Origin of the sequence: Streptomyces sp. Alt3 (assembly GCF_030719215.1) — a bacterium.
GTDB classification, from domain to species: domain Bacteria; phylum Actinomycetota; class Actinomycetes; order Streptomycetales; family Streptomycetaceae; genus Streptomyces; species Streptomyces glycanivorans.
Window position 1 is genome coordinate 6,076,592 of sequence record NZ_CP120983.1, and the last position, 11,808, is coordinate 6,088,399.

9 protein-coding genes are annotated in these 11,808 nt (G+C 71.9%); 1 reads left to right on the forward strand and 8 read right to left on the reverse strand.

What is annotated here, in order from left to right:
- Nucleotides 1-22 precede the first annotated feature (22 nt).
- Both P8A20_RS26805 and P8A20_RS26810 read right to left on the reverse strand, forming a co-directional pair.
- On the reverse strand, nt 23-1,336 hold the full coding sequence (locus tag P8A20_RS26805; RefSeq protein ID WP_147963085.1) for an NAD(P)/FAD-dependent oxidoreductase: 1,314 nt from the start codon (nt 1,334-1,336) through the stop codon (nt 23-25).
- Nucleotides 1,337-1,521: 185 nt separating this feature from the next.
- Complete coding sequence (locus tag P8A20_RS26810; protein ID WP_147963084.1) at nt 1,522-2,421, reverse strand: TIGR01777 family oxidoreductase; 900 nt, start codon at nt 2,419-2,421, stop codon at nt 1,522-1,524.
- Between the two features lie 87 nt (nt 2,422-2,508).
- Between P8A20_RS26810 and P8A20_RS26815 the strand changes: the two genes are divergently transcribed.
- A complete protein-coding gene (locus P8A20_RS26815; RefSeq protein ID WP_147963083.1) occupies nt 2,509-3,036 on the forward strand; it encodes a GNAT family N-acetyltransferase in 528 nt (175 codons plus the stop codon).
- A 28-nt stretch (nt 3,037-3,064) separates the two neighbouring features.
- Here P8A20_RS26815 and P8A20_RS26820 read toward each other — a convergent pair whose 3' ends face one another.
- The 6 genes from P8A20_RS26820 to lpdA all read right to left on the reverse strand — a co-directional run bounded on the left by P8A20_RS26820 (nt 3,065) and on the right by lpdA (nt 11,664).
- Nucleotides 3,065-3,586 (reverse strand): DUF4240 domain-containing protein, encoded by a 522-nt coding sequence (locus tag P8A20_RS26820; RefSeq protein WP_147964075.1) that lies wholly within the window; start codon nt 3,584-3,586, stop codon nt 3,065-3,067.
- A gap of 83 nt (nt 3,587-3,669) precedes the next feature.
- Nucleotides 3,670-4,638, reverse strand: a complete 969-nt coding sequence (locus tag P8A20_RS26825) for a helix-turn-helix transcriptional regulator (protein WP_306104380.1) — start codon at nt 4,636-4,638, stop codon at nt 3,670-3,672.
- Nucleotides 4,639-4,716: 78 nt separating this feature from the next.
- A complete protein-coding gene (aceE, locus tag P8A20_RS26830) occupies nt 4,717-7,386 on the reverse strand; it encodes a pyruvate dehydrogenase (acetyl-transferring), homodimeric type (protein ID WP_147963081.1) in 2,670 nt (889 codons plus the stop codon).
- A 267-nt stretch (nt 7,387-7,653) separates the two neighbouring features.
- Nucleotides 7,654-8,277 carry a GntR family transcriptional regulator gene (locus P8A20_RS26835; RefSeq protein WP_147963080.1) on the reverse strand — a complete coding sequence of 208 codons (624 nt, stop codon included), beginning with the start codon at nt 8,275-8,277 and terminating at the stop codon, nt 7,654-7,656.
- 148 nt (nt 8,278-8,425) lie between these two features.
- Nucleotides 8,426-10,219, reverse strand: coding sequence for a 2-oxoglutarate dehydrogenase, E2 component, dihydrolipoamide succinyltransferase (gene sucB / locus P8A20_RS26840; protein ID WP_306104381.1), 1,794 nt, complete (start codon nt 10,217-10,219; stop codon nt 8,426-8,428).
- A gap of 56 nt (nt 10,220-10,275) precedes the next feature.
- Nucleotides 10,276-11,664, reverse strand: a complete 1,389-nt coding sequence (gene lpdA, locus P8A20_RS26845) for a dihydrolipoyl dehydrogenase (RefSeq protein WP_014156658.1) — start codon at nt 11,662-11,664, stop codon at nt 10,276-10,278.
- Nucleotides 11,665-11,808: the final 144 nt, after the last annotated feature.

Consider the following 11,808-nt stretch of genomic DNA (forward strand, 5'->3'; position numbering starts at 1 on the left):
GCCCGGTCCGGACGGCCGGGTCCTACGCGGCCGTGGGCAGCCCCGTCCCGTCCGCCTGTGGGCTGCGCACCCCCAGGTCGGCCAGGATCGCCGAGGCGGCACGCCTCCCGGAGCGCAGTGCGCCCTGGACCGTGCTCGTGTCGCGGTGGTCGCCGCACACGTAGAGCCCGGCCAGCAGCCGGACGGGCCGTCGCGGATCGTGCGGCGGCGGCATGGCGGGGACCGCCTCGGGGTCGTGGTGGGCGGCCAGCAGCTCCCAGTCGTCGGTCGGCGTGCCGTACAGCGCGGCGAGGTGGGCACGGACCGCGTCGTCGAGGTCCGGCGGTGGCGGGCCGAGCACGGTGGAGGTGATCAGGGCCCGGCCGTGCGGAGCGCGCGAGGGATCCACCTCGCTCATCACGGCCGTGTGGGCCACCGGCCCCGAGCGGTCACCGTCCAGCAGCAGCCGGGCCCCCGTCGGCGGCGCCTGGGCGGTGGTGTGGTGCAGCACGGTCACCGGGTGGAAGGCGGGCGTCCGCAGCCCCGGCAGCAGCTCCGCCGCCGCTCCGGCTCCCGTGGCCAGCAGGAGCGACCGGCAGCCGAGCTCGCCGTGCTCCTTGGTGCGTACGGAGGTGATGTCGGCGGCCGTCACGTGCACCCCGGTGCGTACGGTCCCGGGCGGCAGGGCGGCGGCCAGTAGTCCCGGCAGCGTCGCGGAGCCCCCCGAGGGCACGCAGAGCCGCCCCCGCGCGTAGTCCCGGAGAGTGAGGTCGGCCATGCGGCTCGACGTGGTGAGTCCGGGGTCGCCGAGCAGCGCCGAGAGCAGGGGACGCAGGAAACCGCCGACGACGCGGGGCGACAGGCCGCGCGCCGACAGTGCGTCGAGCGCGGCCCGATCGGGCCGGGCCGTGATCCGGGATTCCGGAGCGGCGGCCAGGCGGGCCAGCCAGGCGCCGAGCCTGGCCTGTTCGATCGCCCCGCCGAGGGGCGCGCGAGGGGCGCTCGGTCGGGAGCGCACAGCACGAAGTGCGCCCCGAGCGCTCCGGACGTCCCCGGCGAGGTACTGCCGGCCTTCGCTGTGGACGAGCACCCCGGGGGCGAAGTCCCTGAGGACCAGCCCGTCGAGCCCCGGAGTGGTGCCCAGCTCCGGACCGGCGGAGCCGAGCAGCGGCCCCAGACGGTCGAGCCGGAAACCGTCCATGTCGTCGGTGGCCATCCGGCCGCCCGGATGCGCGGCGGCCTCAAGGACGCTGACGTCCACTCCTGCGCTGATCAGCTGGTGGGCCGCCGACAGGCCGGCGATCCCGGCCCCGATGATGACCACATCCGCGTGGTCCGATGTGTGTGCCCTGAGCACGTGCCCCTCCCCGAGTCGGTGCGGCTGGTGGGGGGCTATTGCCCCCAACAGGCCCCCGGAATGCCCGAGTTCGGGTAGAGGCTAGGTGTATGGCCGAGAGCGGCGCAGTCGCGCGTACCCCGGGCACCGGTGCACGGGGTCGCACGGGCGTCCGGATCGGGGGCCGCGGGCAGGCCAGGCCGTGATCAGCGCAGCGCGGCTCGGATGGCGTCGTCGATCCCGGGAAAGGCGAACACGAAGCCGGAGTCCAGAAGTTGGCCGGGCAGCACCCGCTGGCTGGACAGGACGTCTCCGGCGAAGTCGCCGAGCGCGAGCTTCAGCGCGGGAGCCGGAGCGGTGAACAGGGTCGGACGCCGCAGCACCCGCCCCATGGCGGCCGTCACTTCGGCGTTCGTGACGGGGGAGGGGCCCGTCAGATTCACCGGCCCGGACAGCGTCTCCGTGTCCAGGACGTGCCGCAGGGCCGCGACGTGGTCGTGCAGCGCGATGAAGCTCCAGTACTGGCGGCCGTCGCCCATCCGCCCGCCGAGCCCGGCCTTGAACAGGGGGAACAGGCGTCCCCAGGCCCCGCCGCGCCGGGAGACGACCAGACCGGTCCGCGCGTGGACGGTGCGCACGCCCGCCTCCTCGGCGGGAGCCGTGGCCTCCTCCCACTCCACGCACACCGACGGCAGGAAACCCTCGCCCGGGGGCGCGCCCTCGTCCACCGCGCGGTCACCGGTGTCGCCGTAGAAGCCGATGGCGGATCCGGACAGCAGCACCTTCGGCGGTGTGTCCAGGGAGGCGACGGCCTCGGCCACGGCAGCCGTGCCCAGCACCCGGCTGTCACGGATCTCCCGCTTGTAGGCCTCCGTCCACCGGTGGTCACCCACTCCGGCTCCGGCCAGGTGGACGACCGCGTCGCAGCCGACCAGGCCGGCCGCGTCGACGTACTGGCGCTTCGGGTCCCACTCCACCTCGTCGCCCGTCGCGGCGGGGCGGCGCACAAGGCGCACCACCTCGTGCCCGTCGGAGCGCAGCGAGCGCACGAGCGCCGCTCCGATGAGGCCGGTCGATCCGGTGACGGCGATTCGGGAACGCAGCATGCCGTCCATCCTGCCCCATGTGTGTCCCGTCACGCGGAAGGGGAGCGCCGGAGGAGGCCGGGGAACACGCATGGCACAGTGGCGTCCATGTCCGCGCCCCGGTTCCGGTCCCTGCGCCCCGTCCGTCCCGCCGTGCCCGAGGACCAGAGCGCGCTCGGAGAGCTCGACCGGGCGACCTGGTCGACACTCCACGCCGTGCAGCCGAGGCCGCAGCCGCCGTACGGGCCGTTCTTCGACGACCGCCACCCGCCCGCCGAGTTCCTGGTCGCCGACGCGGTGACCGGCACCGGCGAGGTGCGTCCGGCCGGCTACATCCGGCTCGCCCGCCCCACACCGCTCGCCTGCAACGCCCACGTCCTGCAGATACAGGGCCTCGCCGTCGCCGACTGGGCGCGGCGCCGAGGAGTCGCGCGCACACTGCTGCGCGCCTCCTTCGCCGAGGCCCGACGCCTGGGCGCGGGACGGCTCACCCTGCGCGTGCTCGGCCACAACACCGCGGCGCGGGCGCTCTACGCGGCGGAGGGCTTCGCCGTCGAGGGCGTACTGCCGGGGGAGTTCTTCCTGGGAGGACGGTACGTCGACGACGTCCTGATGGGCCGTCCACTGACGCTCTGAGCCCCGGAAGGGCCGCCGGCCCAGGACGTCAGACCGGTCCGAAGCGTTCCCAGAGCGCGGGGAAGCGCTCCGCGAGCGCGGTGTCGTCGTCGAAGCCGAAGGGTGTGCCCGCGGGCTCCGAGGCCTGTGGCGGCAGCCCCAGATCGGGGGCGACCAGCCCGGTGAGCTGCTCGTAGGCCTCGTCGGCGGCGTAACCGAGGTCCTCGCCGTCCCCGTCGAGCTCCTCGTCGAAGTCTTCCAGCAGCTCGGCCAGGGCGTCGGGGTCGTGCACCGCGCCCTCGAAGACCTCCCGGCCCTGTCCGATCAGCCAGCAGCGGAAGTAGTCGAACGCGTCGTCGCTCGCCCCGCCCAGCAGCACGGCGGCCGCACCCCACAGGTCCCAGCGGTAGGCGCGGTTGTACCGGGCCTCGAAGTGCCGGGCGAAGTCGAGCACGGAGTCGGGGTCGAGCCGCACCAGCCGTTCGACGAGCAGGTCGGCGTGGTCCTCGGGGTCGCCCTCGGCGGCCTCGCGGGTGCTGTCGACGATCTCCCAGAACTCCGTCTCGTCCATCACGGGTCCAGCATCTGCCCCGGTGGCGGGCGACGCACGCCCAGACACCGAAATGAATCCTTCGGCATCACGTACGGGCCACTTCACCGGTAGAGGTCGCGCATTCGTTCGGCGGTATCGGTAAAACGTTCGCGCAGTGCGGCGGGAGCCAGGACCTCCACCTCGGAACCGAGGCACAGCAGCTGGCTGTACGCCACCTCCTCGGACTCGACGGGAAGGACCACCGTGCGCAGCCCGCCGGCATCCGGCTCCGCGGCCCCGGCCAGCGCCTCGTCGGCGGCGGCCCGGTCCACGACGTGCGGCAGCGACCGTACGCCCTTCTCCGACAGCCTCACGGTCACCTCGGTGCGCAGGATCGACCGGGCGAACTGAGCGGCGCGCTCGTCCCAGAAGCCCGGCAGGTCGAACTCCTCGTCCCGTACGAAGCGCTTCTCCGAGACGGCGACGGCGGTGAACCGGTCGATCCGGTACACCCGGAAGTCCTCCCCTGCCCGCGCGCAGAGGTACCAGACCCCGGCCTTCAGGACGAGTCCGTACGGGGCGAGTTCCCGCTCCACCTCGCCCGCGGGCCTGCGGCGGTAGCGGGCCCTGACCAGCCGGTCGTCCCAGACGGCCTCCGCGACGGCGGACAGCAGCTCGGGGGTGGCCGGATCGTGGTACCAGCCGGGGGCGTCCAGGTGGAAGCGCTGGGAGGCGGTGTACGAGGCGTCCCGGAGTGAGGGGAGCAGGGCGGCCGAGACCTTCAGCCGGGCGGCCGACGCGGCGTCGTCGAGCCCCATCTCACGCAGGGCGGAGGGCAGCCCCGACAGGAAGAGGGCCTCGGCCTCATGACGGGCCAGCCCGGTGAGCCGCGTCCGGTAGCCGCCCACGAGCCGGTAGCCGCCGGCCCGGCCGCGGTCGGCGTACACCGGCACACCCGCCTCGGAGAGCGCCTGGGCGTCCCGGGTCACGGTGCGCGCCGACACCTCCAGCTCCCGCGCCAGCTCGGCGGCGGTCATGGAGGGCCGGGACTGCAGGAGCAGCACCATCTTGATCAGCCGGGCAGCACGCATGGCCCCCATTGTGGGACGGCCCGGCGGACACGGCGGGGGCGGGTACCGGGTCGCCCCGGTACCCGCCCCCGCGTGGACTCACATCCCGTACTTCTCCCGGGCCTCCTTGACCTTCGAGGCCGGGATCTCGCCACGGCGGGCCAGCTGGGCCAGCGCGGCGACCGCGACGGACTGCGGGTCGACACCGAAGTGCCGGCGGGCGCCCTCGCGGGTGTCGGAGAGGCCGAAGCCGTCCGTGCCGAGCGAGGACCAGTCCTGCTCCACCCACTGGCTGATCTGATCCGGGACCGCGCGCATCCAGTCGCTGACGGCCAGGACCGGGCCCGGCGCGCCCGACAGCGCCTGGGTCACGTACGGCACCCGCTCCTCACCGCGGAGCAGCGCCTCGTCGGACTCCAGCGCGTCGCGGCGCAGCTCGCCCCACGAGGTTGCGGACCACACGTCGGCCGTGATGCCCCAGTCGGCGGCGAGCAGCTCCTGGGCCGCCAGGACCCAGTGGATCGCCGTACCGGAGCCCAGCAGCTGGATCCGGGGCGCGTCCGCGGCGGCGGGCGTGCCCTCCTTGAAGCGGTAGAGGCCCTTGACGATGCCCTCCTCGACGCCTTCCGGCATCGCGGGCTGCTGCTTCGGCTCGTTGTAGACCGTGAGGTAGTAGAAGACGTTCTCCGCCTCGGGGCCGTACATCCGGCGCAGACCGTCCTTGACGATCACCGCGATCTCGTAGGCGAACGCCGGGTCGTAGTTGAGCGACGCGGGGTTCGTGGACGCGATGAGGTGCGAGTGGCCGTCCGCGTGCTGGAGGCCCTCACCCGTCAGGGTCGTACGGCCCGCGGTGGCACCGACGATGAAGCCCTTGCCGAGCTGGTCGGCGAGCTGCCACATCTGGTCGCCGGTCCGCTGCCAGCCGAACATCGAGTAGAAGATGTAGAACGGGATCATCGTCTCGCCGTGCGTCGCGTACGACGAAGCGGCGGCGATGAAGTCGGCCATGGCGCCGGCCTCGGTGATCCCCTCGTTGAGGATCTGGCCGTCCTTGGCCTCCTTGTAGTACATCAGCTGGTCGCGGTCGACCGGCTCGTACGTCTGGCCGAGCGGCGAGTAGATGCCGGCCGAGGGGAACAGCGACTCCATACCGAAGGTACGGGCCTCGTCCGGGACGATCGGAACCCAGCGCCTGCCGGTCTCCTTGTCCCGCATCAGGTCCTTCACCAGGCGGACGAACGCCATGGTGGTGGCCATCTCCTGCTTGCCGGACCCCTTGTACAGGGCCTTGAACGCGCGCTCCTCGGGCTGCGGAAGAGCCACCGCGTGCACCCGCCGGGCGGGGGCGGGGCCACCGAGGGCGGCACGGCGCTCCTGGAGGTAGCGGACCTCGGGGGAGTCGGCGCCGGGGTGGCCGTAGGGGACCAGCCCGTCCTCGAAGGCGCTGTCCGGGATCGGGAGGCCGAGCAGCTCGCGCATGCCCTTGAACTCGTCGATCGACAGCTTCTTCATCTGGTGGTTGGCGTTCTTGGACTCGAAGCCCTTGCCCAGCGTGTAGCCCTTGACCGTCTGGGCCAGGATCACGGTCGGCGCGCCCTTGTGCTCCAGGGCGGCGCGGTAGGCCGCATACACCTTGCGGGCCTCGTGACCACCGCGGGAGCTGTAGAAACACTCGGCGATCTTCGCGTCGCTCAGGAGTTTCGCGAGCTCGACGAGCGCGGGGTCGGCGCCGAAGAAGTGCTCGCGGATGTAGGCCACGTCGCGCGTCGCGTACGTCTGGAACTGCGCGTCCGGGACCTCGCGGAGGCGGCGGATGAGCGCGCCCGTGGTGTCCAGCTGGAACAGCTCGTCCCAGGCGTTGCCCCAGAGCGTCTTCACGACGTTCCAGCCGGCTCCGCGGAACGCTCCCTCCAGCTCCTGGACCACGCGGAAGTTGGCGCGGACGGGGCCGTCGAGACGCTGCAGGTTGCAGTTGATGACGAAGGTCAGGTTGTCGAGCTGCTCACGGGCCGCGAGGGCGAGGGCGGCGGTCGACTCGGGCTCGTCCATCTCGCCGTCGCCCAGGAAGGCCCAGACGTGCGAGTTCGACGTGTCCTTGATCTTGCGGTTGGTCAGGTAGCGGTTGAAGCGCGCCTGGTAGATCGCCGAGAGAGGGCCGAGGCCCATCGACACCGTGGGGAACTCCCACAGCCAGGGCAGCCGCCGCGGGTGCGGGTAGGAGGGCAGGCCGTCGCCACCCGACTCCTGGCGGAAGTTGTCGAGCTGCTGCTCGGAGAGGCGGCCGTCGAGGAAGGCGCGGGCGTAGATGCCGGGCGAGGCGTGGCCCTGGATGTAGAGCTGGTCGCCGGAGCCGTCACCTTCCTTGCCGCGGAAGAAGTGGTTGAAGCCGGTTTCGTACAGCCATGCCGCCGAGGCGAACGTGGCGATGTGGCCGCCGACGCCGTACCGGGCGCCACGGGTGACCATCGCGGCCGCGTTCCAGCGGTTCCACGCGGTGATCTTCGATTCCATCTCCAGGTCGCCGTCGAACGCGGGCTCGGCGGAGGTGGGGATGGTGTTGACGTAATCGCTCTCCAGCAGCTTGGGCAGCGCGATGCCGGCGCCCTCGGCGTGCTGGAGCGAACGGCGCATCAGGTACGCGGCGCGGTGCGGGCCCGCGGCCTTGGTGACGGCGTCCAGGGAGGCCGCCCACTCGGCGGTCTCCTCGGGGTCGCGGTCCGGGAGCTGGTCGAGCTCGCTCGGAAGCTTTGCTACGGGGTCGGTCATGATCGCCGCCTTCCGGAGTGGGAGGGGGTGGAGAAGGCCCTGGCTGGCAGGACAGGGCGATCGGGCCGGTGGGCCCGCGACTGAACTGTAAGTCGCCGATCGATGATCGATCAAAGGGTGAAGGGCAAAACTTCTCGATATGAAGAAAAGTGGCATGCGGTGCCGCGAAACGGGGCACGGAGTGACGGGATCAACGGGGTGAAACGGGCACTGACCTGCACGGTGGAGCGCCGTGCGCCGCAGATGGGCGCGACGGTCCGCCGGTCATCAGGCGCGCGGCGCACACCCGAGGACGTGCTCCTTCACCAGCACGGCGATCTGCGGGTCCCGTCGCAGGAACGCCTCGATGAGTGCCTCGTGCTCCTCCGCGTACGACTTCTGCACCGTGCCCAGCCAGCGGATCGACAGGGCCGTGAACACCTCGATGCCCAGACCCTCCCAGGTGTGCAGCAGCACGGCGTTACCGGCGGCACGCACCATCTCCCGGTGGAAGGCCACTGTGTGCCGGACCTGCGCCTCGCCGTCGGCCAGCCGGTCCGCCTCGTACAGCGCCGCGACGTGCGGGGTGAGCGCCGAGCAGTCCTCGGCGAGCGCGGGGGCCGCCAGCTCCGCGGCGATCTGCTCCAGTCCGGCCCGTACCGGATAGCTCTCCTCGAGATCGGCCGCGCTGAGATTGCGCACCCGGACGCCCTTGTTGGGCGCCGACTCGATCAGCCGCAGCGTCTCCAGCTCCCGCAGCGCCTCGCGCACGGGCGTCTGGCTGACCTCCAGCTCGGTGGCGATACGGCGCTCCACGATCCGCTCGCCCGGCTTCCAGCGCCCGCTGACTATCCCTTCCACGATGTGCTCGCGGATCTGTTCGCGCAGCGAGTGGACGACGGGCGGGGTCATGGGGGGCTCCTTCGGGGCGAACCGGTGCTGCCTGCGCCGACACGGCGGCCGGAGATGACCGGCGGTGTCTAGACAATACGGCGGCGCCCCCGTCCGGAAGTGTTCCGGACGGGGGCGCCGCTGGTGAGGCTGGTTACAGCTGTACGGCTCAGAGGCCGAGCTCGACCTCGAACTCGCCCGCCTCGAGGATCGCCTTGACCGTGGTCAGGTAGCGGGCGGCGTCCGCGCCGTCCACCAGACGGTGGTCGTAGGAGAGCGAGAGGTAGGTCATGTCGCGGACGCCGATGACGGTGCCCTCGGCGGTCTCGATGACCGCCGGACGCTTGACCGTGGCACCGATGCCCAGGATGGCCGCCTGGTTCGGCGGCACGATGACCGTGTCGAACAGCGCACCGCGCGAACCGGTGTTGCTGACGGTGAAGGTCGCACCGGACATGTCGTCCGGGGTGAGGCCGCCACCGCGGGCCTTGCCGGCCAGCTCGGCCGTCTTCTTCGCGATACCGGCGATGTTCAGGTCGCCCGCACCCTTGATGACCGGGGTCATCAGACCCTTCTCGGCGTCCACGGCGATGCCGATGTTCTCCGAGTCGAAGTACGTGATGGTGCCCTCGTCCTCGTTGATCCGGGCGTTGACGACCGGGTGGGCCTTCAGCGCCTGGGCCGCCGCCTTCACGAAGAACGGCATCGGGGACAGCTTGACGCCCTCACGGGCGGCGAAGGACTCCTTCGCCTGGTTGCGCAGCTTCATCAGCTTGGTGATGTCGACCTCGAGGACCGAGGTCAGCTGGGCCTGCGAGTGCAGGGCCTTCATCATGTTGTCGCCGATGACCTTGCGCATGCGGGTCATCTTGACCGTCTGACCGCGCAGCGGGGACGCCTCGAGCTTCGGCGCGGCCTTGGCCGCGGGAGCGGCGGCGGCGGCCGGAGCCGGAGCGGCAGCGGCGGCCTTGGCGGCCTCCGCGGCGGCCACCACGTCCTGCTTGCGGATGCGGCCACCGACGCCGGTGCCCTTGACCGCGCCCAGGTCGACGCCGTTCTCGGCGGCGAGCTTGCGGACCAGCGGCGTCACGTACGCGCCGTCGTCACCCGAGGGTGCGGCCGGAGCGGCCGGGGCGGCCGGAGCCTGCGCGGCCGGGGCCGGGGCGGGTGCAGCCGGTGCCGGGGCGGCCGGAGCGGCCTGGGCCGGTGCCGGAGCCGGAGCGGCGGGAGCAGCCGGAGCCGGAGCCGGGGCCGGGGCCGCGGGAGCAGCCGGTGCCGGAGCCGGGGCCGGAGCCGCGGCGGGGGCCGGGGCGGCCTCTGCCGGAGCGGCGGCGGGCGCGGCACCCGGAGCACCGATGACGGCGAGCTTGGCGCCGACCTCGGCGGTCTCGTCCTCGGCGACGACGATCTCCAGCAGCACGCCGGAGACCGGGGCGGGGATCTCGGTGTCGACCTTGTCCGTGGAGACCTCGAGCAGCGGCTCGTCCTCCGTGACCTCCTCGCCGACCTCCTTCAGCCAGCGGGTGACGGTGCCCTCGGTGACGCTCTCGCCGAGCGCGGGGAGGGTGACGTCGGTGCCGGAGGCGCCACCGGCCGGAGCGGCGGCGGGTGCCTCCTGGGCGGGAGCCTCGGCGGCGGGGGCCGGGGCCTCCTCGGCCGGAGCGGCGGGTGCCTCCTGGGCCGGAGCCTCGGCGGCAGGCGCCTCGGCGGCGGCAGGCGCGCCCGAGCCGTCGTCGATGACGGCCAGTTCGGCGCCGACCTCGACGGTCTCGTCCTCGGCGACCTTGATGGACGCGAGCACGCCGGAGGCCGGCGCGGGGATCTCGGTGTCGACCTTGTCGGTCGAGACCTCGAGCAGCGGCTCGTCGGCCTCGACGCGCTCGCCCTCGGCCTTCAGCCAACGGGTGACAGTGCCCTCGGTGACGCTCTCGCCGAGCGCCGGAAGGGTTACGGAAACCGACATGGTTTCAGTTGCTCCTTACGAAAGTGCGGAAGTGGTCGGTCGTCCCCGGGACTGGATCAGTCGTGGGAGTGGAGAGGCTTGCCGGCCAGGGCCAGGTGGGCCTCGCCCATCGCCTCGTTCTGCGTCGGGTGGGCGTGGATGAGCTGCGCGACCTCGGCCGGCAGCGCCTCCCAGTTGTAGATCAGCTGTGCTTCGCCGACCTGCTCGCCCATACGGTCACCGACCATGTGGACGCCGACCACGGCACCGTCCTTGACCTGGACGAGCTTGATCTCGCCCGCGGTCTTCAGGATCTTGCTCTTGCCGTTGCCCGCCAGGTTGTACTTGAGGGCCACGACCTTGTCCGCACCGTAGATCTCCTTGGCCTTGGCCTCGGTGATACCGACGGAGGCGACCTCGGGGTGGCAGTACGTCACCTTCGGCACGCCGTCGTAGTCGACCGGCACGGTCTTGAGACCGGCGAGGCGCTCCGCCACCAGGATGCCCTCGGCGAAGCCGACGTGGGCGAGCTGGAGGGTCGGGACCAGGTCACCGACGGCCGAGATCGTCGGGACGTTGGTCTGCATGTACTCGTCGACGAGGACGTAGCCGCGGTCCATCGCGACGCCGGCCTCCTCGTAGCCCAGACCCTGCGAGACCGGGCCGCGGCCGATCGCGACCAGCAGCACCTCCGCCTCGAAGGTCTTGCCGTCGGCGAGGGAGACCTTGACGCCGTCCTGTGTGTACTCGGCCTTGTCGAAGAAGGTGCCGAGGTTGAACTTGATGCCGCGCTTGCGGAACGCGCGCTCGAGAAGCTTGGAGCTGTTCTCGTCCTCGACCGGGACGAGGTGCTTCAGGCCCTCGACGATCGTGACGTCGGTGCCGAAGGACTTCCACGCCGAGGCGAACTCGACGCCGATGACGCCGCCGCCCAGGACGATCGCGGACGTGGGCACGCGGTCGAGCTTCAGCGCGTGGTCCGAGGAGATGATGCGGTTGCCGTCGATCTCCAGGCCGGGCAGTGACTTCGGCACGGAGCCGGTCGCCAGGAGCACGTGACGGCCCTGGACGCGCTGGCCGTTCACGTCGACCGAGGTGGGCGACGAGAGCCGGCCCTCACCCTCGATGTAGTGCACCTTGCGCGAGGCGATCAGACCCTGCAGACCCTTGTACAGGCCCGAGATCACGTCGTCCTTGTACTTGTGGACGGCCGCCATGTCGATGCCCTCGAAGGTGGCCTTCACACCGAACTGCTCGGCCTCGCGGGCCTGGTCGGCGATCTCGCCGGCGTGCAGCAGTGCCTTCGTCGGGATACAGCCGTTGTGCAGGCAGGTGCCGCCGACCTTGCCCTTCTCGATCAGTGCGACGTCCAGGCCCAGCTGAGCCCCGCGCAGGGCCGCGGCATAACCGCCGCTGCCACCGCCGAGGATCACTAGGTCGAAAACGGTGCTGGCGTCGTTCGCCACGTCACGTCCTCCATGCATGTGCGCCGTACGCCGGGCCCCGTCGCTGGGGTGTGACCGGCCGGTCGGCTGGTGTTCGGCCGCTTGCGTTATTCGGCCCTGTGGTGGGGGCCCTGTCCTGCCGAGAACCCATCTTCGCACTTGTTG